The sequence below is a fragment of the Rahnella variigena genome (assembly GCF_003610915.1).
Classification (GTDB): Bacteria; Pseudomonadota; Gammaproteobacteria; order Enterobacterales; family Enterobacteriaceae; genus Rahnella; species Rahnella variigena.
This window is the reverse complement of sequence record NZ_NSDJ01000002.1, coordinates 468,592-493,700: the sequence shown is the minus strand read 5'-3', so window position 1 is coordinate 493,700 and position 25,109 is coordinate 468,592. Positions and strand designations below refer to the sequence as shown.

The 25,109-nt window shown below is 49.5% G+C and carries 18 protein-coding genes; 6 read left to right on the top strand and 12 right to left on the bottom strand.

Annotation, left to right across the window (positions count from 1 at the left end):
- Positions 1-18 precede the first annotated feature (18 nt).
- From CKQ54_RS24155 to tssB, 12 genes are all read right to left on the bottom strand, one after another.
- Positions 19-426: a hypothetical protein gene (locus CKQ54_RS24155; RefSeq protein ID WP_047607003.1), complete on the bottom strand. Its 408-nt coding sequence runs from the start codon at positions 424-426 to the stop codon at positions 19-21.
- A gap of 40 nt (positions 427-466) precedes the next feature.
- On the bottom strand, positions 467-3,136 hold the full coding sequence (locus CKQ54_RS24150) for a type VI secretion system Vgr family protein (protein ID WP_120163828.1): 2,670 nt from the start codon (positions 3,134-3,136) through the stop codon (positions 467-469).
- Positions 3,137-3,313: 177 nt separating this feature from the next.
- Positions 3,314-4,216, bottom strand: a complete 903-nt coding sequence (locus CKQ54_RS24145; RefSeq protein WP_120163827.1) for a hypothetical protein — start codon at positions 4,214-4,216, stop codon at positions 3,314-3,316.
- Positions 4,185-4,766: a M35 family metalloendopeptidase gene (locus CKQ54_RS24140; RefSeq protein ID WP_052188946.1), complete on the bottom strand. Its 582-nt coding sequence runs from the start codon at positions 4,764-4,766 to the stop codon at positions 4,185-4,187. Before CKQ54_RS24140 ends, CKQ54_RS24145 begins: the two co-directional genes overlap by 32 nt.
- Positions 4,759-7,290 carry a type VI secretion system Vgr family protein gene (locus CKQ54_RS24135; RefSeq protein WP_120163826.1) on the bottom strand — a complete coding sequence of 844 codons (2,532 nt, stop codon included), beginning with the start codon at positions 7,288-7,290 and terminating at the stop codon, positions 4,759-4,761. Before CKQ54_RS24135 ends, CKQ54_RS24140 begins: the two co-directional genes overlap by 8 nt.
- Positions 7,287-9,941 carry a type VI secretion system ATPase TssH gene (gene tssH, locus CKQ54_RS24130; protein ID WP_120163825.1) on the bottom strand — a complete coding sequence of 885 codons (2,655 nt, stop codon included), beginning with the start codon at positions 9,939-9,941 and terminating at the stop codon, positions 7,287-7,289. Before tssH ends, CKQ54_RS24135 begins: the two co-directional genes overlap by 4 nt.
- Before the next feature lie 162 nt (positions 9,942-10,103).
- A complete protein-coding gene (locus CKQ54_RS24125; protein WP_120163824.1) occupies positions 10,104-10,595 on the bottom strand; it encodes an Hcp family type VI secretion system effector in 492 nt (163 codons plus the stop codon).
- Between the two features lie 32 nt (positions 10,596-10,627).
- A complete protein-coding gene (locus CKQ54_RS24120) occupies positions 10,628-12,319 on the bottom strand; it encodes an OmpA family protein (protein ID WP_120163823.1) in 1,692 nt (563 codons plus the stop codon).
- A complete protein-coding gene (tssL, locus tag CKQ54_RS24115) occupies positions 12,319-13,005 on the bottom strand; it encodes a type VI secretion system protein TssL, short form (protein WP_120163822.1) in 687 nt (228 codons plus the stop codon). The genes CKQ54_RS24120 and tssL overlap by 1 nt, the downstream gene beginning before the upstream one ends.
- Positions 13,002-14,360, bottom strand: coding sequence for a type VI secretion system baseplate subunit TssK (gene tssK, locus CKQ54_RS24110; protein ID WP_120163821.1), 1,359 nt, complete (start codon positions 14,358-14,360; stop codon positions 13,002-13,004). Before tssK ends, tssL begins: the two co-directional genes overlap by 4 nt.
- Before the next feature lie 14 nt (positions 14,361-14,374).
- A complete protein-coding gene (tssC, locus tag CKQ54_RS24105) occupies positions 14,375-15,922 on the bottom strand; it encodes a type VI secretion system contractile sheath large subunit (protein WP_113876422.1) in 1,548 nt (515 codons plus the stop codon).
- A 31-nt stretch (positions 15,923-15,953) separates the two neighbouring features.
- Positions 15,954-16,448: a type VI secretion system contractile sheath small subunit gene (gene tssB, locus CKQ54_RS24100; RefSeq protein ID WP_120163820.1), complete on the bottom strand. Its 495-nt coding sequence runs from the start codon at positions 16,446-16,448 to the stop codon at positions 15,954-15,956.
- An 874-nt stretch (positions 16,449-17,322) separates the two neighbouring features.
- On the opposite strand from tssB, the gene CKQ54_RS24095 reads away from it, so the two are divergent.
- The 6 genes from CKQ54_RS24095 (at position 17,323) to CKQ54_RS24070 (ending at position 24,969) form a co-directional block, all read left to right on the top strand.
- The gene (locus CKQ54_RS24095) at positions 17,323-18,870 is read left to right on the top strand and encodes a methyl-accepting chemotaxis protein (RefSeq protein WP_120163819.1); all 1,548 of its coding nucleotides are present in this window, start codon (positions 17,323-17,325) and stop codon (positions 18,868-18,870) included.
- Between the two features lie 318 nt (positions 18,871-19,188).
- Entirely contained in the window at positions 19,189-19,746 is a 558-nt protein-coding gene (locus tag CKQ54_RS24090) for a fimbrial protein (protein ID WP_120163818.1), read from the top strand.
- Between the two features lie 59 nt (positions 19,747-19,805).
- Positions 19,806-20,540, top strand: a complete 735-nt coding sequence (locus CKQ54_RS24085; protein WP_120163817.1) for a fimbrial biogenesis chaperone — start codon at positions 19,806-19,808, stop codon at positions 20,538-20,540.
- Positions 20,524-23,076 (top strand): fimbria/pilus outer membrane usher protein, encoded by a 2,553-nt coding sequence (locus CKQ54_RS24080; protein WP_244220292.1) that lies wholly within the window; start codon positions 20,524-20,526, stop codon positions 23,074-23,076. Before CKQ54_RS24085 ends, CKQ54_RS24080 begins: the two co-directional genes overlap by 17 nt.
- Before the next feature lie 16 nt (positions 23,077-23,092).
- Positions 23,093-24,175: a fimbrial protein gene (locus CKQ54_RS24075; RefSeq protein ID WP_120163815.1), complete on the top strand. Its 1,083-nt coding sequence runs from the start codon at positions 23,093-23,095 to the stop codon at positions 24,173-24,175.
- Positions 24,172-24,969, top strand: a complete 798-nt coding sequence (locus CKQ54_RS24070; protein ID WP_120163814.1) for a fimbrial biogenesis chaperone — start codon at positions 24,172-24,174, stop codon at positions 24,967-24,969. Before CKQ54_RS24075 ends, CKQ54_RS24070 begins: the two co-directional genes overlap by 4 nt.
- The last annotated feature ends 140 nt before the right edge of the window (positions 24,970-25,109 follow it).

Sequence of the window (25,109 nt, the reverse complement as noted above, 5' to 3'; positions counted from 1 at the left end):
ATCCATAAATAAAAATATTCATTTCACTTGCGCGATAATTGCTTTTTCGACATCCATTCCTACTGCCGAAAATTCAGATGGAGCACCGCCCGCTACACTTAACTCTCCGCTGATAACAACATGTTTATTTTTCAACCTCTCTATTTCATCTTTACCGATTTCGCTGCCATGGAATAATTGTATTTCTTTATTCCAGTTTTTAAATGTCTCATCATCAACCTCTGTAACGCAACTTAATGGATTGTCTAGTTCCAGCATCCATATAAAATAGGGTTTATTTTCTTCTGGACTATCGCCCTCCGCAAGTGGGTTAGGAAATCGCGTAACCACCAATTTTCCGGATAATTCAACATAATCACCGCTCTTTAAACAAGAGCTGTTTACTGCGAAGGAAATAAATAAAAAAACAATCAATAAACGAAACATTGTTCATTCCTTTTGGTAAGCATTATAGTGAGCTATAGTTCTATGCTTCTCCTTCGACATTTCCGACAATTTTTTCCAGTAGCACTGAGGGAAGGTAGTTACTGCTATTGTCTTCATCTAATTTATCAAGATAAGGGTCATTATAGAATTCTTCATAGAGAGGTGTATCGGTCAGTTCTGCTCCTGGCGGCCCGGAATTTATTTCTATAAACTCCACTTTCCACTTGGGATCACCTAAGCTTAATTTTAACTCATCAGGCTCGCTCAGCTTAATTCTGGGTGTTCTCCCATCTTCATCAATTATACCTTTTGCAACTAATTCTCCCATACTATTATGAATCATATAAGGTTGCCCCACAGAATCCTCAGATAGCGCAAACCGTAAGCTCTGTTCACCCGGGTCAATGATAGGAAAAGTTGGCAAGGCTGATTTCAAACTAGCCTTCTCATGTCGACCGTAATTCCCCGCCTTTGTCAGATATTCTCCAGCTGTACCTGACTCAATCTTGTTCTCATCCAGCGTGATATAACTGCCACCTGCGTTAAGCGTGATCTTCTTCTTTGCCGTTATTTTGATCTCATCTTCGGTACTGGTGATGGTGATCGTCTTGTGGGCCAGTAATTCCATCAGATCGTTTTGCGCCTGAAGAGTGACGGGGCCCTGATTAGCGATGAGTTTCATCCCCAGCTTTCTGGCGAAGATGCTAAGGGTATTGCCTACACCGATAAAAAAATTCTTCGCGACGCTGATGTCAGCATTTTTACCGGCCGTGGCAATCAAATTATCACTGGCACTCATTTGCAGATGCTCACCGCTGCTCAACGCGATGCCTTTTGGCGCACTCAGTAACAGGACCGCCTGTTTCAGTTCTGCGAGGTTTTGTTGCAACAGATTGATTTGGGCCTGCAGGTCAGATGGATTAGCTAAGGCAGTTTGCGCGTCGGTCGAAATGGCCTGCATCTGGTCCTGCGCGCCTTTCAACAGGCTGATCGCCGGTTGCATCTCCAGCACTTTCCCTTGTGCCTTTGGCTGTCCGTCGGCACTGATAAAAATGCCTTTTTGTGCTCGTATTGCACCGAAGCTGTCAGTACGCAGCTCGAACCCTTCACCGCGCTGCTGTTTACCGCTGTCCACCAGATGGCCGAGGTTGAGCTGGCTTTTGCCGCCGTATTCTGTGCTGAGCTTGATGTGCTCTTTGCCGCGCTCGTCGTCGAGGCGCAGTTTGTTGTTCGACGGTGTGCGCAGAACGTTGCGTTTGTAGTTCTGGATGGTGACGTGATCGCCGTGCGCAGAGTCATGCAGTACCTGGGCGATATAAGGGCGATCCGGGTTGCCGTCCTCGAAGGCGATCGCAACTTCGGTGCCCGCCAGCAGCGGCATGTGCATGCCGTAGGTATCCCCGGCATAAGGGCGTGCCTGACGTACCCAAAGGCTTTCGTGGCCTTGTTCCCACGCATCACGGTCAAACAGCATGTTGACGCGGTAACGCCCGTCTTTATCAATATGGCCGTAGGTATCGCTGGCGGTGGTGCTGGTGACGCGGGCGGGCAGGGTACCGGCCATCACTGGCTTATCCGCCGGTTCGGCGCGGAAACAGTAATCTTCGGAGTACGCGATAGCCTCAAAGGTCACTTCAAAACTTTTGTCGCGCTTCGCCGAGCTTTCAATGCGGACGATCACTACGCCCTGCGCAAACTGCGCCGGTGCATCACCGGTGGTTTTGAGTTCCTGGCCGGGTACCAGCGTGGCGGCATTGAACTTGCCGAAGAAACGTGCCTGATTGTTCAGGTAACGTTCGTGACGCAGGCGGGCGTAAAACGCGCCGCTTTCAGGTTCCGGATCACGGCCTGCGCCACCGGGGGTCAGGTAGTTATCGGCATAATGATAGGCTTCGCCGTAGGTGGTGGTATCGCCACGGGTGACGTCGGCATTGCCGGTTAAATCGGTGGTGGCGGTGCGGTAGTTGTAATCGCGGGTAGAAACTTTTTTTTCCACCACCTGATAATGGCTGGCCAGATCCCATGCTGATTCCACGCCGACGTCGTGCATGCCGGAAGGAGGCACAGCGGCCAGCGTCAGCCCCGGCTGGTGGTGTTGCTGGTCGTCGTAAAACTCCACCACGTCGATGTTGAGTTTAGGGTCGGCGGTAAAGCGGAACCAGATCCCGACTTCGGCCAGCAGTCGGGAAATAAATGTCAGGTCATCTTCGCCGTACTGCATCACCTGTTCGCGACGCGGGTACTCTTTACTGAGTGTGAAAACGAAATCCTGACCGCGCATGTCATGACGTTCACGCAGTATTTTTTCGACAATCTGAGGAACCGACATATCCTGATAAATGCTGTTCTGATGGCTGCGGCCGAGCAGGGCCAGACGCGGTTGCAGGCGCACTTCGTAATGACTTTCGTCTTTCGAGGTGGAAAGGCGTTTAAAGGCGGTGATGATGCCCTGAATAACCCGTTGTGGCTGCTGTACTGAGACACCTAACGCCTCCATTAACGGCGCCTGTAACGTGAGGGAGGCGTCCTGCATCAGCATGGTTTTCGGGTCAATGGCGCGGTCGGCGCTGGTGAACTCGATGTCGTAATGGAAAGGCTTGCTGAGCGTTTCCAGGCTGGTAAAACTCAGGACATCAGGCTGCGCGCTGCTGCCACGGATCGCTAGCTTGTGGTGACTGTGATCGAAAAAAACAGGCAGTGAGATCGTCATGTACAAATGTCCTTATCAGCATAATTAGCATTTTCAGCCACACCAGATGGAATTTTTGCGTCTTACTTGAGGTTGAAAGTTTTATAGTCTGTCTTAGAGAGTCATTTATCTACATGACTCGAGCGTTCCTCATTAGATTTATTACTATCGTAGGTGATGTGTTTTGTATCCAGTAAACTAATTTGCATATATAGATTTTATTTTATCACCATTAACAAAGGTTGATACATTATTGGAGCGAATTATAAAGCCGCCTTTACTTTCATCATAATAAGAGTGTTTAGCAAGAAAGTTCTCAACGTTATCTTCATTGTGAGATGAATTGCATTGGTCTGATATAGTTGAAGTTGATTCTTCGTTTTTAACGGTTTCGCAATCTACTTTCCAATTTAATATGGTAAAAAATAGCTTATCAATACTCCCTTGTATCAGCCAGTTATTATCGACTACTAAATACTCTCGCGTCTCAATGTCATAATGATTTTTGCCAGGAAGGAATGCATATGCATCATTAAGTTTTATTGTGAAAGATAAATTAGTTTTCGCAGGGATTTCTAGCCAATCATGGCGGTCAAAGGTTGACCCGTAATTGCACATTGAACCAAGATAATCTAATTTGACGTTATCTGATCTTATGAAGAAGAGCGTATCGCATAGTCGTGAAGATATCTTTGATTTGAAGTCGAAAGGTACATATTTTTTATTTATGAACCTTGCTGCTTTGCTATTATTGTTAAATGTGATTTTTGCAAGAACGTCTTCGCTTTTTATTTGGATTTTTAAATGAAGATTAAAATCGTATGTTGATTTGTTTTTATCACTTTCTATAGAGCTAATGTTGTAAGTGTGTTCTATTTCATCAGATATTTCATTATCTGGTTTATAACGAAAGGAGTCTAGATGTGAGTATATTTCAGGTTTATCGTGATGCTCGCCTGTACTACCCCAATACAATGTGCCGTAACCATTTTGTATTAATAGTATATTCTGATCAGCTCTCGCATAAGACGAGGTAATAAAAATTAAAAAGAACAACTTAAATATATTGTCACTCAAAATATCTTTCAATGTTATACGCATTCATCATCACTCCTGTATCATGTTTTCTCACTAAATCGTCGGCAAAACTTTGAAAGTCTTTCGGGGATGTTTTCATTGGGTTTTTGCCAGAAGGTGTCATGTCGGATGTATTTAATATTATGCCATAATGTGACATTTCATGACATAGAGTCGCAACGCGAGAGTCGCGCCCTCGCATCTTATCATTGCCAAATTTTTTCCCTATGTCTATTATGAAATCCCTATCTTGGGTTTTATTAACTGATGCATGGACATTTTCATCAACAGGTCTAAAGTTACTTGTTTTTAATTCACTATTGAGCGTTAACATTCTATCGACCCCCAGCAATATCCACTGCCTGGCCTTTTCATCTTTTATGCCAAAAATTTTTTCAAACTCTTTTTTTTCGTTCTCCCCCCAAGTTTCAAGATCCAATTTACGTTTTGTTAAAACTTTTTTTTGTTCGTCTAAAGTTTCAATTATCATCTTATCAAATTTGTTTGTTATTTTGTTTGTGACGATGTTATTGTCATCTTTAGTTGGTGTGCCTATAGTTACTTTGTCATTCATGATAACCCTCCCAAGCCGGATCAAGATACTCACTAATTAATTTTATTTTTATTTCCTTCGCATCTTCCCTTACAAACTGTTCTGTGTGTCCCTTTTCATCAGTAATTCCTTTTCTTTCTGTACCATCCGGGAGGTAGGCAATGTATTTTGAATTGCTATAAGGTAATCCCTCGTCATCAGAAAATGAAAATTTAATATTGTATTCATCTCGTTTAATTAGCGGAAACACAGCCATCTCAACTTTATTCGTTGCCTGAGTTAAACGCCCATAATTACCAGCCTTTGTCAGGTATTCACCAGCCGTGCCCGACTCAATCTTATTCTGGTCAAGCGTGATATAGCTGCCACCGGCGTTTAATGTAATTTTTTTCTTCGCCGTGATTTTGATTTCATCTTCGGTACTGGTGATGGTGATCGCCTTGCGGGCCAGTAGTTCCATCAGATCGTTTTGCGCCTGCAGAGTGACGGGGCCCTGATTGGCGATAAGTTTCATCCCCAGCTTTCGCACAAAGATGCTTAAGGTGTTTCCCACGCCGATGAAAAAATCTTTTGCCACGCTGATATCGGCATTTTTTCCCGCCGTAGCGATAAGGTTTTGCTTTGCAGAAACCTGGAGATGTTCTCCGCTGCTCAGGGCTACGCCTTTAGGGGCGTGCATCAGCAAAACAGAAGCAGTCAGATCTTTTACACGGTCGTTAATCAGTGAGATTTGGGCGGCCATATCGGCTGGATTGGCGGTCGCTGTTTGCGCATCATCTGAGAGAGATTGCGCCATTTCCTTGAGTGAATTCATCTCACTCATGACCGCATCCATTTCCAGCACTTTCCCTTGTGCCTTTGGCTGTCCGTCGGCACTGATAAAAATGCCTTTTTGTGCTCGTATTGCACCGAAGCTGTCGGTGCGCAGCTCGAACCCTTCACCGCGCTGCTGTTTGCCGCTGTCCACCAGATGGCCGAGGTTGAGCTGGCTTTTACCACCGTATTCGGTGCTGAGCTTGATGTGCTCCTTGCCGCGCTCGTCCTCGAGGCGCAGTTTGTTGTTCGACGGCGTGCGCAGTACGTTGCGTTTGTAGTTCTGGATGGTGACGTGATCGCCGTGCGCAGAGTCATGCAGAACGTGGGCGATATAAGGGCGGTCCGGGTTGCCGTCTTCAAAGGCAATCGCTACTTCGGTGCCGGCCAGCAGCGGCATATGCATGCCGTAGGTGTCGCCGGCGTAAGGGCGCGCCTGACGGACCCACAGACTTTCGTAGCCTTGTTCCCATGCATCTCGGTCGAACAGCATATTGACGCGATACCGCCCGTCTTTATCGATATGACCGTAGGTGTCGTTGACGGTGGTGCTGGTGACGCGGGCGGGCAGAGTACCGGCCATCACCGGTTTAGGCTCCGGCTCCGGGCGGAAGCAGTAATCTTCAGACCAGGTAATGGCCTCAAATTTTGTTTCAAAGCTTTTGTCGCGACGCGCCGAGCTTTGGATAGACACGATCACCACGCCCTGCGCAAACTGTGCCGGCGCATCGCTGCCGGTGACTTTGAGCTCCTGACCCGGCACCAGGGTTGCGGCATTCACGATGCCGGAAAAGCGCGCCTGATTGTTCAGGTAACGTTCGTGACGCAGGCGGGCATAGAACGCGCCACTTTCCGGTTCCGGATCGCGACCACCGCCACCGGCGGTCAGGTAGTTATCGGCGTAATGATAGGCTTCGCCATAGGTGGTGGTATCCCCGCGGGTAACATCGGCGCTGCCGGATAAATCCGTGGTCGCGGTGCGGTAGTTGTAATCCCGGGTGGAGACGGTTTTTTCCACCACCTGATAATGGCTGGACAAATCCCATGCCGATTCGACGCCGACGTCGTGCATGCCGGATGGGGGTACGGCCTGCAGCGTCAGCGCCTGTTGATAATGCTGCTGGTCGTCATAGAATTCGACCACGTCAATGCTGAGTTTAGGGTCGGCGGTAAAGCGGAACCAGATCCCGACTTCGGCCAGAAGTCGGGAGATAAAGGTCAGGTCGTCCTCGCCGTACTGCAAGGTTTGTTCGCGACGCGGGTACTCTTTACTCAGTGTGAAGATAAAGTCCTGTCCGCGCATGTCGTGACGGTCACGCAGGATTTTTTCGACAATCTGCGGAACCGACATGTCCTGATAAATACAGTTCTGATGGCTGCGGGCGAGCAAAGCCAGACGCGGCTGCAGGCGGACCTCGTAATGACTTTCATCTTTCGACGTGGAAAGACGTTTAAAGGCGGTGATTAGGCCCTGTATTACGCGCTGTGGCTGTTGGACTGAGACACCAAAGGCGTCGGCTACCGGTGCCTGCAGGGTCAGTGAGGCGTCCTTCATCAGCATCGATTTCGGATCAATAGCCCGGTCAGCACTGGTAAATTCAATGTCGTAATGGAAAGGCTTACTGAGCGTTTCCAGGCTGGTGAAACTCAGAACATCGGGTTGTGCGCTGCTGCCGCGGATGGCTAATTTATGGTGACTGTGGTCGAAAAAAGGCAGTCCGGTTGTACTCATTTCTGTTCTCCGTCAAATTCCAGCGTGATCCCTTCTTCTTCATCCCAGCCCAGCGCAAGCGAGGTGGTGCGCTGTTGTCCGGCCATGCGCTGCAGCAGTTGCTGACTCAGGACCGGCAGAATCTGCTGATTGAGCAGGCTGTCGATGTTGCGCGCGCCCGTGTCCGGCAGCAGACAGGCGGCGACCAGCGTGTCGTACAGACTTTCTTCTATGGAGCAGGTCAGGCCGTAGTGCTTGTTCAGACGTTTCGCGACTTGTGCCAGTTTCATCTCAACGATAGTGCGCAGGGCAACGGCGTTCAGCGGACGATAAATCAGCGTCTGGAAACGGGCGAGCAGGGCGGGCTGGAAATGATCGCGCAGGATTGGGCGCAGCAGTTCCTGTAAATCGCCGTCAGTGGCTTCCGGCTGTTCATCCAGAAGTTGCATCAAATGGTCACTGCCGAGGTTAGCGGTCATCAGGATCACGGTATTACGGAAGTCGATTTCGCGGCCTTCGCCGTCGCGCATAAAGCCGCGGTCGAACACCTGATAGAACAGGTTGATGACATCCGTGTGCGCTTTTTCCACTTCATCGAGCAGGACGACGCTGTACGGACGTTTACGCACGGCTTCAGTCAGAATACCGCCCTGACCGTAACCGACGTAGCCCGGAGGTGAACCTTTCAGTTGAGAGACGGTATGCGCTTCCTGATACTCGCTGAGGTTGATGGTAATGAGGGACTTCTCGCCGCCGAACAGGCAGTCGGCAAGGGAAAGGGCCGTCTCGGTTTTGCCTACGCCGCTCGGGCCGACCAGCAGGAAGACGCCCAGCGGGCCATTCTCAGACGTCAGGCCGGTTTTGGCGGCGCGCAGGCGTTGCGCCATGTCGGTCAGCGCATGATCCTGTCCGACGACACGTTTGCCCAGATGGTTTTCTAGCTGCAACAGGTCAGTCTGTTCGTCCTTCAGCAGGCTGGTCAGCGGCACGCCGGTCCAGTCGGCAATGACTGTCGCAACAGTGCGGACGTCCACGTCAAGAGACAGCAGCGGGGCGCTGCCCTGCAACTGGGCCAGTTCTTGTTGCAGCGCGTGAATATCTTCCTGACGGCTGATGTCCTGACGGGTTTCCAGCAGCTTATGCGTCAGGGCTTTTTCGGCTTCGTACTGCGCTTCGAGCGCGGAAAGCTGCGCATTGAGTTCGCGGTCCAGCTCACCGATTTTTTCCAGACGTTCACCGTGGGTCTGACTGCCGAGCGCGATATCTTCCAGCAATGCCTGCTCCTCCATTCCCAGTGCGGCTATCTGCGCCTTAAGGCGGGTCAGCTCTTCCGGCAGGGTATCGAGGCTCATGCGTACACGGGCAGAGGCGGTATCGAGCAAATCGACGGCTTTGTCCGGCAGCTGGCGGCCGGTGATGTAACGGCGGGAAAGGCTGACGGCGGCTTTGACGGCTTCGTCGGTGATGTGAACGCCGTGGTGCTGCGCGTAGCGGGACTTCAGGCCACGCAGCATCAGGCAGGCCATCTCGTCGTCCGGCTCATCGACTTTGACAATCTGGAAGCGGCGCTCAAGGGCAGCGTCGCGTTCAAAATATTGTTTGTACTCAGACCAGGTCGTGGCGGCGATGGTGCGCAGTTCGCCACGGGCGAGCGCGGGTTTGAGCAGGTTGGCGGCGTCGGCGCCACCGGCCTGATTGCCTGCGCCAATAATAGTGTGCGCTTCATCGATAAACAGCAGAACCGGCGTGGGTGATTTTTGTACGGCGTCGATGACGTTTTTCAGGCGTTGCTCGAACTCACCTTTAACGCCTGCACCGGCCTGTAGCAGACCTAAATCCAGCGTGCGCAGGCTGACAGTTTTCAGGCTGTCGGGCACGTTGCCTTCCGCAATACGTAACGCCAAACCTTCCACCAGCGCGGTTTTGCCGACGCCCGGTTCACCGACCAAAATCGGGTTGTTTTTGCGGCGACGGGACAGAATATCCACCATCTGACGGATTTCGTTATCGCGACCAAACACCGGATCAATTTGTCCGGCTTTGGCTTTGGCGGTGACGTCCAGCGTGAATTTATCGAGCGCGGCCTGCAGCGCTTCGCTTAACGACTGGCCGGTAACACCAGACTCTGCTTTTTGTGTCGCTGAGCTTTCAGAAAGTGCGGAAGGCGTGCGGCTAAGGCTTTCCTGTTGTTGCAACTCCGGGCGCTCTTCGGACAAGGCATCCAGCACTGGCTTGAGGCGGCGGATATGTTCTTCGCTCAGGCTGAACAGCGGCCATAACCCTTCGCAGCGCAACAGGCGCGGTTGCGCCATCAGCGCTTCCAGCAGATTGACACTGCGGATGCTCTGGTTGTCATCCTGCAGCGATGCGGCCAGCCAGCCCGCTTTCATCAGCGATTGTAAATCTTGGGAAAGTTGCGGACGCGAATGTACTGAACGCGGCAGGGCGTCGAGATGGGCCAGCAGGCTTTGCCACAGCGCATCCATATCCCATTCATAGCGGCGGGCCAGCACGGTGATGTCGCCTTCGCCCAGTTCCAGCAGTTTGAGCAGCCAGTGCTCGACGGTAATTTCATTGTGGGCGCGGGTCTGGCAGAGCGTCGCGGCGGCTTCCAGCGCTTTCGCGCAGTACGGATTTAAGCGGCGAAGTAATACGGCTGACTGTTGTTCCATGCTGAATTCCCTTTTTTAGGTACGCTACCGCCCCTAGCCTTTTCCTTTGCAGGAAACCCAGGCCCATAAGGTCGATGTCCGGTGGTGTTTTTGTTTGCTCAACCGCCACGCAGCGGCTCAGGAAACAAAAACAGCAGACGGCGAGCCGTCTGCTGTGGGGTGTTACGCGGTGGTACGTTCGTTCCAGGAATCGGAATGAATGATGTTGCCGTCTTTGTAGGTCCAGGTGATTTTTTCGTAACGCAGCTCGATCATTTCGCGGTGGTTATGTTTTTCAAACGCCGGGTCTTTGATGTCGTTCATTTTTGGCGCGACCTTCACCAGTTTGACGTTTTCAAGCTTGGTGTTGAAATACTCCACTTCCTGGCCAGCGTCATTGATGCGATACCATTTGAACTCAGCGGATTTCAGGGTCTGGCCGGTGGTCACCGCTTTGTACAGGTACGGGCTGGAAGAATCGATTTCTTTGGTAAACAGGAACGGGGTGTGAATACGCGTACCCGTCAGTTTGCCGGTGTTGTTATCGGTCGGGATGTACAGGTTGTGATCCTGTGCCACCACTTCGATGCTGCCTTCGCGATCTTTAACGTCTACGGAGCCTTTGATGTCCGCACCGCCGTCGTCTTTCAGCCACAGATAAACAGGAATTGCCATGGGTAGTTCTCCATTTCTAAGGTAAACATTCATCAATCATTTGATGAACTTGGGGTTGCTGTTGCCTTGCAGGCGTCTGCCTGTGGCACCAGACTGATTTCGACACGACGGTTAGCCGCACGGCCTTCCGGGGTATCATTTGAAGCAATAGGGCGTGTTGCGCCATAACCCTGAACGGCAAAGCAGGTCGGGGAGACATCACTGGTTGAAAGCATCCAGTCACGCAGTGACTCGGCACGCTTGAGCGACAATGTCTGGTTGGCTTTTGCGTCACCGGTAATGTCCGTGTGTCCGGCCACCACAATCAGCCAGCCTGGCCTGGCCTTAATATCCACAAGCGTATTAACCAGCATTTTGAGCGAGCCCGGTTTAAGCTCGTACTGGCCCGTGTCAAACAGCGACAGGGAATCAAGGCGCACCGTTTTTGGGGCCTCTTTTTCGACGGGTTCAGGTGGCGGTGGGGTTGGGACATAGCTTTTGATTGCTGCCATCAGAGGCAGACGCAGGCGTTCCCCCTGATAAAGACCCAGACTAAGATGCACCGGCTCACCATTACGGAACCAGTCATCAAGCTGTGCAGCATCGCGTCGTAATATCTCCACCGCTTTTGCTTTTGGTGCATAATCTGTCATCCCGATACTGTCGTAATGGCGGATATCGAAAGCCACTCGATGCAGAAGCTGGCGGTTATGCCAGGCACTGCTGCAGAGCGCGGCAACCACCGCGACGGTCAGCAGGGTGACACCATGGCGTAAAGTACGACGACGAGATGACACGCCGCTGCCGGAAGGCAAGACAGTAAAGATAAAGTCAGGGAAGGTTTGCAGACTGTTATCAACGCCCTCTTCGGGATGCCATCCGGCGACTTGTGTCAGAGAGGTGTGTGCGCTAAGCCATTGTTGCCAGAGCGAGGCGGACACAATCCCCCTCAGGCCGCCGACCTGATGCAGGACAACCTGTTGCGGAGAAACACAGGCGACATCATCGTTACGCGCCTGCAATGCAGGCAGCACGTACGTATTAAGCCAGTTATTTTGCTGGCCGAAAATGACGGTCTGTTTCACCCGTTCAGCCTGCCGGGCAGTGCCATCCTCACGCTGCCAGTTTGCCAGCGTTTCTGGCATGGTTACTGTTGGCCATAGCGTCACCGACCGATCATTTTGTTGCGATAACCAGACAGGCGCGTCTGCAGTGGCGGTGGCAATCGTGCTACTCAGAAGCAGAGGAAGTGGGCGGCGAATATCCCGGCGTAACTGCACAAGCTGCCAGCGCAGCTCATACAGGCAGGTGGTGAGTTCGCGTTCGTCGCTGTGCTGCTGAGGATTTACTGCCACCATGACGGCCAGCTGTTTCGCCCACTCGGGGCGCTGCCACAGCAACTGTCGGGCAAATTGCCGCAGAGAATTGTTTTCGTCGACCCGTAGCCAGCAACCCTGGGCAGTCAGATGTACGTGATCTGTGCCAAACAGCGATGCCAGATCGTCGCCGCAGACCAATACGACTGGCAGGCGGTATTTCTCCGGCGGAAGCCCGTCGAAGTACTTTTCTGCAAACTCTGAATTTTGCTTTTGACCCGCACGCCATATCCCAACAAGGCAGATGATCACCACCAGTCCGAAGGTTGGCCAGCGCATCACGGTTGAAAAAGGCAGGAACGTCAGACAAAGAATGCCAGCCAGAATACCCGCCCATAGCCATAAACTACGTCGCCACATAGGACTCATTACACGGACCCCGGCAACAACGTTGTCAATAATCCGGACAGCCAGTGGTCCAGTCCGCACCACAGCAAGGCGACAATCAGTCCTGCGAGTCCAAGGCGTACCGGCCAGTAACGTAACCCTATGCCGAGGCAATGACTGGAAGACGCCATTGCCAGAACAGGACGGGATGACGCAAAGCTAAATGCAGGTACAAGCGCTGTAAGTTGCTCAACCAGCTGTTCGCGCTCGGTCACTGCCTGCGAGGCATAACCGCCGAGAAAACCCAACATCAGTACCCGGTGAAAACAGGTGAGTACTGCCATGTCGGGGGCGGGTTCCCGCAGCACGGTACGCATCCGTTCATATAGCTGGTTACCCGCGTCAAGTGATTTGAAGAAGTACGCCTGCAGCGGAGAATTACACCAGACAAAGTAAGCATCATCCTGGACGCTGCGGCCTTTAACGGTCTCATCCAGAATGGCGCACTGGGCATACATGATGTGCTGACAGTTTTGTTCACTGACGTCCGCCTCTTTCAGCGCCAGTTGCACGCGCTCTATATCAGCCACACATCGCTTCCAGAAAATTTGCCCTTCCCCTTCAGGGCAGTTCATTACCTGACGCAGGCTGATAACCTGCAACCAGGTATCCGCGAGCAGGGCATCGATATCAACAGCCTGTGTTGTCATTCTCATGGATTGGCTCATGCGCGTAACACCGCAAACAGTTCAAGCTGAATGTCGCCCAGTGTGCCAGGCACATAGAAGACGCAGGTGCCTGCTTCCATCATTTGCTGCGCTGCAGGATGGGTGAGATCCAAAGAGAAATACTGATTTTCCAGACGAAGCGGAATGGCGGCAGGAACATGGCTTAACGGGCGCAGCGGAATACCGCTTAGTGCCACATTGACGACGTTACCGACATCATCCGGCGCACCGACTTTACACAGTTGCGGGAACTGAGTTTGCAGTTGGGCAGAAGACAGGGTAGAGCGCACGGACAGATAGAAATCGACCTCTTCGCGTTCGCGCAGGCGGGGATCGTGCAGCGCTGCACGCCACTGGTTAATGCGGGGTTCATGTACCAGATCTATCGCGACAACGCGCGACGGCAGGCTGGCTTCCAGCAGGATATTCAGCAAGGTAAACAGCGGTGGGAAGACCGTAGTCAGGCTACCGTGCTGATAGGGCGGAATAGCGGCGACGTCATGCTCCAGGGAAAAAGTCAGCAAGTTTCCGGCAAGACGGGCCAGCTCCTGGTAAAGGCGCTCAGGATGAACCTGGGGGTTGCGCTGGTAATTGCCCAGCACGGGCTCTGCACCGTTAAGTGCATTCAGTAGCCAGAACAGGGACACATCGGCAACTGCAAAATCTGCCATGCGCGCGTTGCTTTCACGGCGCATTCCCATCAGGCGTTTTAAACGCGCCCTCAGCTGCACCATCAACAGTTCGAGCTGCTCTGTACACCAGTGACTAGCCTGAAGACTCAGCAAAGGTGGGATAAAGTTCGTATCTTGCATCCACCGTCCCTGGGCATCACGCAGCAGACGTGCCACCGGACAGATCTGATAGTCACCGTTTTCCTGAATATCCAGTCGCAGCGTCAATTCATGCGACATGACGGCGACCTGTTTTTTGTCATCGCCATACTGGTTTTGGACATCCCGCCAGGCCTGACGATAGCGTACCGGACGTTCAGCCCGTTCATCGGGCTGCAGGCAGTTTCCGCCATTCGCGTAAACTTGTGGCAACGCCAGCATCACAATTGCTTCATTGGCGTCTGCCGGTAAGTTTGCAGAAAGCGTCAGCGTTGGCGGCAGTAAATCTGCACAGTCGGTATCGACCAATATGCCATCTTGAAAACGGACATGCAGCCGCTCAGCTTTCAGACGTCCTTGTGCCAGTGCATCCTGTTCAAAGGTCGCATGAAGCACACCCCACGGGTGAAGTATGCCCATTTGCGCAATACATTCGTTTGTCCAGGCCTCAAAAGAGGCCTGTTGTTGAAACTGCTGTGGAGACACGAGGATCCCTCGTGTCCACAGCGGACGCTCAATCTTCATCGTGCCTCCGGGCTTCAGGCTTTCGCTTTAGGCATCTGAGAAACCAGTGACAGATTCACGTCCATACCTTCCACCTGGAAGTGCGGTACGGCGTACAGTTTCACGCGGAAGAAGCCCGGGTTGTCTTCGATATCTTCTACGGTCACTTTGGCGTCACGCAGCGGGTGAGAGGCTTGCAGGTCATCGCCCGGATCGGTCATTTCAGTGACCAGCGTGCGGATCCAGGTGTTCAGTTCCAGTTCCAGCAGGCGGCGATCTTTAGTGGTGCCGATGTTTTCACGCTGGATCAGCTTCAGATAATGCGCGATGCGTGACAGCAGGAAGATGTACGGCAGACGTGCATTGATGCGGCTGTTTGCAGTGGCATTCGCGGTGTCATACAGCGCCGGTTTCTGTGCGGAGTTGGCAGAGAAGAAGCAGGAGTAATCACGATTTTTATAGTAAGACAGCGGGATGAAGCCCAGGTTGGCAAACTCAAACTCACGGGTTTCAGGGATCATCACTTCTGACGGGATTTTCACCTGATTGCCGGTGCCGAGGTCATACAGGTGAATGGGCAGGTCAGTCACCGCACCGCCAGCTTGCGGGCCACGGATTTGCACGCACCAGCCGTTTTTGATGAAGCTTTTCACCATGTTGGCTGCAAACGAGAACGCTGCGTTGGTCCAAAGATACTTCTCGTGATCCGGACCTTTCACCTCTTCGACATAGTTGAAGCTGCGAACCGGAACGGTATCCGGGCCATACGGCAGACGACCCAGCACGCGTGGCATAGTCAAGCCGATATAGCGGGAATCGTCAGAATCACGGAAGGATTTCCACTTGATGTATTCTGCGCGGTCAAAGTAGTTGCCGATGTCTTTAATCGCAGCCACTTCTTCCATGGAATCTTTCAGGAAGAATTTAGGACCGACGGCGCCAACGAACGGCATATGTGCGGCAGCGGAGACTTTTGAGATGTTACGCAGCAGTGCGACATCCTGGGCTGATGCATCAAACTCGTAGTTGGAAATTACAGAACCGATGGGTTCGCCGCCCGGTGTGTCATATTCCTGAATGTAAGTGTGACGGTACAGGCCGCTCTGGATGATTTCAGGGCAATCTTCGAAGTCCTGACGCAGGTCGTCTTTAGAAACATCCAGCACTTCAATTTTGACGTTCTGGCGGAAATCGGTGCGGTCAACCAGGAACTTCAGACCACGCCAGCCGGATTCCACTCGCTGAAAATCAGGGTGATGCATCACAGCGTCGAGCTGACGGCTGATCTGATTGTCCAGTTCTGCAATATGGTGATCGAGCAGCGTTTTATCCAGACGCTCAACGGTCTGGCCAGATTGTTTCAGACGCTCCAGGAAGACCTGAACGGCTGCCGTCACACGCTGATCGGCGGTCACATCAGCCAGGGCAGCGGTGTCCTGGAAATCATTCAGGTCGCCCAGTGAAGTCACCGGCGTCAGATTGATTTTATCAAACAGGGAAGCGTAAACGGTGCCCGCTTCAGGGCGTTCAAGAACAGTAGTCTGGCTTGAAGAAGAGTTTTCAGTATTGACTGACATAAGCATTTTCTCGCATTAATCCGTTAAGTGGAGGCTGTTATGCCTTAGGTGCCAGAGCGTTCAGTTCACTGCGAAGCTCATTGCTCAGGGACGGATCTTTAAGAATGGTTTCGAGTTCTTTGCGGAACGTCGCGTTGTCCAGAAGATTGGATTTGAGGTCACGCAGCAGATTGCGCATGGCCAGCATGGCGCGCAGTTGTGGGATCTGACGGGCTACCTGTTCTGGCTCGAAATCTTTCATTTCGTTGAAGTTCAGAGAAATGTTTTCTTCACTGTGATCGCCGGCCAGCGTATTTTCAACGGTCAGATTGAGTGAAGGGCTGAACTCGGCCAGAACGCTGTTAAAGTTATTCTTATTGATGTTAACTTTTTCGCGTTCTGATAACGGACGATTTTCTTTCCCGTTACTGTAATCACCCATTACCATCAATTTTAAAGGTAATTCGACTTTCTTCTGAGCGCCGCCCGTGTGGAGATCTAATTTAATATTAACGCGGGCTTTGGGTATTTCTTCCTGAAAACTATTAGACATGCCTATCCCTTACTGTGGAGTGATAAACGCTGCCAATGAATCTGGAAAATACATTGAGGCTGGCAACCCTGCCATAAAAATGTGTCCATGCCGCATTATAATAACGTGCGAATAACTTCAGGGTCACAAGCGAGTTGATATTTTCCGGAGCATTTCGCAGTGTGTATTGAATTTATCTGAAAAATTAAAATTTCAGGTAAGTACCTGTCGTTGGCATTTTAGAAACATTAGTGATTCTATTGAAAATCATAATTTGTAACTAAGTATTACATTGCTCGGAGCGAAGGATTACGGAACATCATATTGAAATATAGGAATTTTCTCTTAATACCCTCGCAGGCAGCATGTGATAAGGCATTGAGGCTGATCGGTTTGTAGAAAAAAATAGAAAAGTGAAAACTCCATCAGGATTATTAATGAAAAAACGCAGGAAATATCTGAGAAAATTTTTCTTTCATGAAAAATTTTTCATTTCATTGCGACGGTTAATTCATAGGAATTTTCATGTTTTCCTATGGGAATATTCATATGCCGAATGAATATTCTATTTGTAAAACGAAGGTGACACACGCATGGCATAATTTTATTTGATGTTTATTAGGATCTTTCCTGCAGGAATAAATACCTATGCAGGTTCTGTGTAAGAGATTTGAATGCGATTTTCATTAACGTAAAAGTGTAAAGAAATTTTTTAGTTTTGCGCTGTGTCGGCAGTTGAAGCTGCCTTTAAGTGGAGAGCGGTATCAGATATAGCTAAAAATTTGATGGCGGGCCGATCATCGTCTGTTAAATTCCTGATAGGGTGAAGCAGTCATTAAACCTTTTAAGCCAAATGCCGATAAACAGATCCTTGCTCTGTTTTGAGAATCTACCGATGTCGCTTAAAAAGTCCTCTTTACTCGTTCTTGTAGTCCTTTTCGCTCTTTTTTTCACCAGTATGTTATCAAATATCTGGTTGCTAACCCAAAGTAATCATTCCCTTGATGACGTCAACAAAGAAATCCGTGTCGTCCTGTCCGTGATTGACCCCATTAATCATAGCCGTACCTCACGTGTACGCGTTATGGAGTACATGAAGGAAATCGAGAGCAGCAATGGTCAGCAAAACGGCGCTGCACTTGACGGCGTCAATGAAGTTATCGTGAAGGCCGATGCCGCATTTCAGGCCTATATAGATGCACCTAAACTGCCGGGTGAGGATGAACTGGCCCAGGCATATCGCGCCACTTATCTGGAATATCGTCAGAACGGAATACAGCCGCTGATCGATGCCGCTAAAGCGGGTGACCAGGCGCGGTTTAAAGCAAAGATCCCGACAGTCATAAAACTCGATCGACAGTATGAAATCGTACTAGATAGAGTGCTGGCGCTGCACGAGCAGTACGCCAGAAATCTAAACAATGATGCGCAGGATAACTTCAAATTTGGCATCGGGTTGACCATCGGGTTTGGTCTGCTTTTCCTGATCATCATTATTGGTGTGGTGATATTGCTTAAGCGCTTCGTCCTGACACCACTTCTGAATTCACGCGATCATTGCCGGCAGATTGCAGAAGGTTATCTTGATACCCCGGTGCCGGTTAATGCCCGTTCACGCAGCGAAATTGAAGAGCTGATGCAGTCCATTGAGCATATGCGTCAGTCGCTGACCCGCATTATCGGCCAGGTGCGCGACACCAGTCATACCGTTGCTCATGCATCGCAGGAAATTTCTGCAGGTAACATTGATCTGGCTTCCCGCACAGAACAACAGGCGGCTGCACTGACACAAACCGCGGCCAGCATGGAAGAACTTGGGGCGACCGTAAAACAGAATACCGAGAATGTCACCCGTGCCAGTGGCCTGACACGTGAAGCCGTTAAAAATGCGCGTGCAGGTGAAAAGGTCGCGCAGGATGTGATCGGAACGATGGGCCGTATTAACAGCAGCTCTAAGAAAATCGAAGACATAACAGGCGTCATCAACAGCATTGCGTTCCAGACCAACATTCTGGCGCTCAATGCCGCCGTTGAAGCCGCACGTGCCGGCGAACAGGGGCGTGGATTTGCGGTGGTCGCCAGCGAAGTGCGCAGTCTGGCGCAGCGCAGTGCTGTCGCAGCGAAGGAAATTGAAAGTCTGATCTCTGAATCCGTTGCCAATATAAAGGAAGGATCTGAACAGGTATCGCGTACCGGGGATTCTATCTCGGCAATTATTTCTTCCGTGACTCAGGTTGATGTGCTGATGGAACATATCTCGACCGCATCTGATGAGCAAAGCCGTGGGATAAGCCAGATTGAGCAGGCTGTAACCGAAATCGACGGCGTAACTCAGCAGAATGCGGCGCTGGTGCAAGAATCCGCAGCAGCAGCGGCCTCACTTGAAGAACAGGTGTTATATCTGACGCAGTCTGTCTCGGCCTTCAGGTTGGCGACAGCGTAACATAGCCCATCAGTTCAGGGTGTTTGCACGCAAATACCCTGACGACTAATTTGGTTATTATATTTTTATGGCCGAGTATATTTTGAATGTTATTAGGAGAACTTTTTATATCAATAACTATTAATTAACCCTCCCCAAAATTAAACTCTGCCTATTCAAGTAACTTGTATTGCTTATCATAATTTTCGGTATATGATGCGTGACGTTAATAATGAACTTCTGTATATATTTATCTGTCGGGTTGATGAAAGACTTATTATATATTGATGCCATCATTATTAGCTAGTGATCAATCCTTACGTATATAGGGAAGTGCATATGTATAATACTAAACACGTCATACCCATCCTTGCGTTAGTCATGACATCTACGTTTGCTGCATCGGCAATGGCGGTCGATGGAACTATTACTATTAATGGCAAGGTAACAGATACTACCTGTTCAATTGCTGTTAATGGTGGAAGTGAGGATGCGACCGTGACATTACCTACTGTTTCAGCAAACAGTTTGAAAGCGCCGGGGGAAACTGCCGGTGCGACACCTTTTAATATCTCACTGACAAGTTGTTCAGGTACGGCTTTAGGCACGGCAAGCACTTATTATGAACCCGGTACTTATGTTGATAGTGCCACCGGCCGTCTTAATATAGATACCACCGCGTCGGATGCAGCAAAAAATGTTCAGGTTGAATTATTAAATGCCAGTATGGAGTCAATAGTCGCCGGATCTCCGGTAACCGATGGCCAAAATGATATTCCGGTTGATATCAGCGCCGGCAGCGGGACATTGAATTATTTCGCCCGCTATTATGCCACCGGAGTTTCTGTGGCAGGAACGGTCACCACGCAAGTTGATTACACCATGACATACGAGTAACCGATAAAAAGGGGTGAAGCAGGAATTTCACCCCTGTTTCAATAAAGAGGAACTCAGGGATGTGTAAGTCTATATTCATCAGTATTATTTTAACCTGCTTCTTTTCCTGTAAAGCGTATCCGGAAGTTGTCATTAATGGAACGCGGATTGTGTTCCATGCTCAAGATAAAGAGTCAGTAATACAATTAATGAATAAGGGTAAAAAACCCTATCTGGTACAAATGTGGCTGGATGATGGCAACCCGAAAGCCCGGCCCGGTGAAGTCAATGTCCCATTTATTGTCAATCCTCCCGTCATTCGCATCGATCCAGAGAAAGGTCAGGCGATACGGCTGATGGCACTGAACGAGCATTTACCACAGGATCGGGAATCGCTGTTCTGGTTTAATCTTTTGGAAGTGCCTCCAAAGCCGACACAGAAGATTCAGGCAGGTGATAATGTATTGCAAATGGCATTTCGTACCCGGGTTAAGTTGTTTTATCGACCAGATAACTTAGTACCTTCGCCACTTCAGGCTTATAAACAGTTAAAAGTATCAGTGATTGGCAACAAACTGACAATTATCAATCCTTCACCTTACTTTATCACTTTCAGTAAGCTGGAAGTCAGACACTCAAAAACATCACCGGTACTTTCCCGTGTGGAAAATTTTACGAAGAGAATGGTTGAGCCTGAAAGTGAAATAGAATTCAATCTGAAGTCGAATGAGAATAAAGATATACGGGGCGAAAAGTTATTCTATAGCATCATAAATGATTATGGCGGGGAATCAGTCAATGAACAGATATTATGAAATGATATCTGGCTCGCTTAAAAATTCATTCACCATGGCGATATTAAGAAGAACAGCTTGGTCTGCACTGCTGTTCTCTCACGTCGTCTGTTATGCAGGTTCTGATACGGTTATTTTTAACAGTGCATTTATGCGGTCAGCAATAGACGTTAATGATTATGCGCAAGGAAACCCTGTACTACCCGGAATACATCGGGTGGATCTGTATGTAAATGAGAGGTGGAAAGGGCGTACAGACGTTAATTTTTCACTTCCTGATAATCAATCAAAAATAGCCCATGCGTGTTTCAATATAAAATTGCTATCAGATTTGGGTATTGATAGTGAAAGACTCGATGAAAATGTCGTTTATCAGCTTAAAGATCCCCATCAATGTGCTGATATTAATAAATTGCTCCCCGGACTCGATGCCAGTTATGACGTTACCACTCAACATCTTAATGTGACAGCGCCGCAGATCTATTTACTTCGCCATGCCAGAGGGTATGTCAGCCCCGAACTTTGGGATAAAGGTATCACAGCGGCAACATTAGAATATGACTATAACGCTTATCATTCAGAAATGTCAGAAACCCAAAGTATCTCTACTCAATATCTCGGACTTCTCGGTGGTATAAACTGGGATGTCTGGCGTTTGCGATATAAAGGGTCTTTTAACCAGAGCGATGAAAATGGATGGGAATATGATAACGCCAGCACTTATCTCGAACGTGCGATAGTGCCGATACGCAGTAAGCTGGTGATCGGTGAGTCTATGACGGAAGGACAGGTCTTTGATAGCGTGGGTTTTCGCGGGGCCATGCTGGCATCCGATGACCGAATGTATATGGACTCGCAGCGCGGATACGCGCCGGTGATCAGTGGCGTGGCGAATACCAATGCATTAGTTCAGATTTCACAGCGCGGCACGCGTATTTATGAAACCACGGTTCCACCTGGCCCGTTCGTCATAGATGAACTGTATCCGACGGGCACTGGAGGAGATTTGCTGGTCACAGTGAAAGAAGCGGATGGCAGCGAGCGTAGTTTCACTGTGACCTATGCATCGATCGCTGAACTATTAAGGCCAGGGACAACCCGCTACACACTGATGAGCGGGACTTATCGTAATTCGACCGTGAATGAAAAACCCCTGATTGCGATGGGCACTATACGGCACGGTTTTACCAATCTGATCACGGGTTACGGAGGTGTATTAGGGGGAGGAGAGTATCAGTCGGTGGCCGGGGGGATTGCACTGAATACTTCGCTGGGTGCGATATCTTCGGATATCACTCATGCCAGTACTCAGCTACATAACGAAATCTCAAAAGAGGGGCAAAGTTACAGTCTGGCTTTCTCAAAAATACTGCCAGTGGTGAACACGAATATCACGCTGGCGAATTATCGTTATTCAAGCGCCGGTTACTACAGTATTGATGATGCAATGTTGATACGGGACCAGCAAACCTCTGCCGGAAACGCTTTTTATTCCAGCAGTATCAATCGTAAAAATCGTGTGCAGATCAGCGCAACACAGGATTTGTCGGAGGTCTGGGGAACATTGAATATCAGTGCAAGCACCCAGGATTACTGGAACAGAGGCGGGCGTGATACTGAATACCAAATTGGATACACCAACACTTTCTCATGGTTCAATTTGAATATTAATGCCAGCCGTACCCGGGATCTGGTGAAAAATATCTGGGACAACAAAATTGCCGTAGGGATTTCACTACCTCTGGGTAGCAGCGCAAATTCGGCTTATTTCAATTCCACCTATGTACAGGAACGTGATCATCAGGGGATTCAGAATTCGGTCTCGGGTTCCGCTGGCGATGAGCGTCAATATACTTACACTGCTTTCGGCAATGCAGATCATTATTCATCGATGGGTAACCGCAATACCGCAGGCGCCAGTGGGAACTGGAATTCACCTTATACCCGGTTAGGAGGAAGCTTTTCAGCCGGACAAGGCTACCAGCAGTATGGGGCAACGCTTTCCGGCGGCGCAATTGCTTACGGAAATGGTGTGGTGTTCACGCCGATAATGGGCGACACCATGGCAGTTGTGGAAGCGAACCATGCCAGCGGCGCGAAAGTGGCGAATAATTCAAGCCTGGCTTTGGATAAATCAGGTAAAGCCGCAGTGCCTTATTTAACACCGTATCGGCAGAATAGCATCGAACTGGATCCAAAAGGGCTTTCCAATGATATTGCTCTCGACGTCACCCGCCAGAATAGCGTTCCGACGGCCGGTGCGGTGGTGTTATTGAAATATGAAACGGATTTTGGTTATTCCGCTTTGTTGCAAATCAGCTCGATTCGTAACGAGGAAATTCCGTTTGGCACGCCTGTTACAGATGAGAAGAACGAGAGGGTTGGATATATCGCACAAGGAAGCCAGAGTTTTATTCGGGTAAAAAATAGCGAAGGGAAACTAAATGTGAAATGGGGAAGTTCGCCGTCGCAACAATGTGAATTATTGTACCAGCTGCCCGCTGATAATCCGTCAGAGGAAGATAATCTCAGGCGTGCGAACGTGGTGTGCCAGTAAAAAGGGTAGAAATGTTATGGCAAAAATTTTCAGGTCAATTCTCTTTATTGCGTTCGCCGGTATAAGTCATCCGGTATGGGGGGATGGTACGTGGGTCGATTGCAGCCGGACAAATTCTTATTACCAGTATTTCTCTACAACCACTATTCAGATTGGGAAAGATGCTGTTGTGGGAGATCTGCTGGGCGGGTGGATAACATCATCAGATCCGACCGCGTGGACTTGTGCGCAAAGAAGTTCCTCTCAGACGATTTCACCGCAACTTGCGGTTCAGGGTTATCCTCCTTATCCCATCTGGAATACGACGACGACAGAAGGCCAGGCCTACAGCGTTTATAATTCAACGGTGAAATCCGGACTGGGGTACATAGCCCGCTGGCGTTATACGGTGAAAGGTCAAACCAGCACCTGGTATCCGCTGACTGTAGCTGCTGGTATTTACCAAACACCAGCGGAACTCTTCCCTGTCACCTACGACAGCGGGCGTTCATTTAATATCGGGGTTGATGTACAAATTCGTTTTGTAAAGACAGCAAATACGCTGACTGCGGGTACTACGCCTGTTTTTGATCCGATGTATACGCGGCATTATCAGTTTTACAACGGCGCTTCCAGCACCGGTGGGGGTACTTATATGATTGCGGAGTTCCTTGCGGGTGGGCTGGTCATTAATACCACGGGAGGCACCTGTACAACACCCAATGTGGATGTGACACTCCCGCCAGCCGCGCGGTCTGACTTTAGCGGTCCAGGCTACACAACATCCAGAACAGACTTTAAGCTCAATTTCACGCAATGTCCTGCTGGGCTGGCCAGCATCAGTTATTCGTTTATGCCAACAACAACGATTAAAAATAATTCACAGGGAGTGTTTGCGCCGGACAGTACTTCTACGGCAAGCGGCGTCGCTTTGCAAATGCTCACGGATCAGGACATTCCCGTGACGTTCAATACGGATTATCTGCTCACCAGTTATGATTCAGGAACGGCCAATACAAATTACTCTGTTCCTCTCAGGGCAGGTTTGTATCAAACAGAGAATGCTGTATCTTCCGGCAATGTGAGTGGTTCAGTGACTTTTACGCTGAAATATAAATGACTAACAAAAATATTTTTTCTATGAAAATCCTATTATCCTTACCCTGTTTTATTTTAGCTTCAGTATTATTTTGGACAATGACTACAGAACAGGGAATAGGTGAAACTTACATTAACCGAACGCGGTTAATATTCAGCCAAAAAGCAAATGATGAGTCCCTCAGTATTATCAATGAAGGGGCAAAACCTGCACTGATGCAATTATGGATTGATAAAGAAGAGCCTGAAGAAAAACCTGAGCATATTTATGTTCCCTTTGTTGTCTTGCCGCCAGTAGCAAGGCTTGAGCCACAAAGTTCGCTGGGTATACGTGTATTGTTTACCGGTAAAGGGCCTTCCCTTACGGCTGATTCGGAGTCCTTGTTTTGGCTCAATGTTCTTGAAGTCCCGCCGAAAATGCCAGTGTCGGAGGATAACCCTGTGTTACAAATGGCCATCCGCACCAGAATTAAAATTTTCTATCGTCCCAATGCGCTGGGAGATATAACCAGCAGTGACGCGGTAAAAAAATTACATTTTTCATACGTCAAAGATAGCAATAAGTCCCTACTCCAAATTGAAAATCGTTCACCGCTGTACGTGACGCTGACACAAATAAAATATGGAGAAGCGCATTGGGAAAATAATTTACCTCATGACGGAATGATCGCACCATTCAGCCATATCAGTCTCCCTGTTATTCAATTTACTGACAGCCGACAATTGTCGATGACCGTCCGTTACATTGATGATTACGGTGTCATAAGTGAATATCATCCTGCAGAATTGAATGAAACAGTAGCAATTGTCCAGTGAACTGCATCAGGATAACTGGACTGCTTGTCCAGTTTGTAGGTTTTTTAACCCGTCACTTACGTCATAATCCTTCTGCTAAGTCGTTTGTTTTTCTTTATAGATTGTCATTGTGACTCCAGACTTAATAGGTCTGGAGTCAT

Coding starts and splice junctions, on each gene's coding strand:
- CKQ54_RS24155 (WP_047607003.1), bottom strand. CDS start 426: ATGTTTCGTTTATTGATTGTTTTTTTATTTATTTCCTTCGCAGTAAAC.
- CKQ54_RS24150 (WP_120163828.1), bottom strand. CDS start 3,136: ATGACGATCTCACTGCCTGTTTTTTTCGATCACAGTCACCACAAGCTA.
- CKQ54_RS24145 (WP_120163827.1), bottom strand. CDS start 4,216: ATGCGTATAACATTGAAAGATATTTTGAGTGACAATATATTTAAGTTG.
- CKQ54_RS24140 (WP_052188946.1), bottom strand. CDS start 4,766: ATGAATGACAAAGTAACTATAGGCACACCAACTAAAGATGACAATAAC.
- CKQ54_RS24135 (WP_120163826.1), bottom strand. CDS start 7,290: ATGAGTACAACCGGACTGCCTTTTTTCGACCACAGTCACCATAAATTA.
- tssH (WP_120163825.1), bottom strand. CDS start 9,941: ATGGAACAACAGTCAGCCGTATTACTTCGCCGCTTAAATCCGTACTGC.
- CKQ54_RS24125 (WP_120163824.1), bottom strand. CDS start 10,595: ATGGCAATTCCTGTTTATCTGTGGCTGAAAGACGACGGCGGTGCGGAC.
- CKQ54_RS24120 (WP_120163823.1), bottom strand. CDS start 12,319: ATGAGTCCTATGTGGCGACGTAGTTTATGGCTATGGGCGGGTATTCTG.
- tssL (WP_120163822.1), bottom strand. CDS start 13,005: ATGAGCCAATCCATGAGAATGACAACACAGGCTGTTGATATCGATGCC.
- tssK (WP_120163821.1), bottom strand. CDS start 14,360: ATGAAGATTGAGCGTCCGCTGTGGACACGAGGGATCCTCGTGTCTCCA.
- tssC (WP_113876422.1), bottom strand. CDS start 15,922: ATGCTTATGTCAGTCAATACTGAAAACTCTTCTTCAAGCCAGACTACT.
- tssB (WP_120163820.1), bottom strand. CDS start 16,448: ATGTCTAATAGTTTTCAGGAAGAAATACCCAAAGCCCGCGTTAATATT.
- CKQ54_RS24095 (WP_120163819.1), top strand. CDS start 17,323: ATGTCGCTTAAAAAGTCCTCTTTACTCGTTCTTGTAGTCCTTTTCGCT.
- CKQ54_RS24090 (WP_120163818.1), top strand. CDS start 19,189: ATGTATAATACTAAACACGTCATACCCATCCTTGCGTTAGTCATGACA.
- CKQ54_RS24085 (WP_120163817.1), top strand. CDS start 19,806: ATGTGTAAGTCTATATTCATCAGTATTATTTTAACCTGCTTCTTTTCC.
- CKQ54_RS24080 (WP_244220292.1), top strand. CDS start 20,524: ATGAACAGATATTATGAAATGATATCTGGCTCGCTTAAAAATTCATTC.
- CKQ54_RS24075 (WP_120163815.1), top strand. CDS start 23,093: ATGGCAAAAATTTTCAGGTCAATTCTCTTTATTGCGTTCGCCGGTATA.
- CKQ54_RS24070 (WP_120163814.1), top strand. CDS start 24,172: ATGACTAACAAAAATATTTTTTCTATGAAAATCCTATTATCCTTACCC.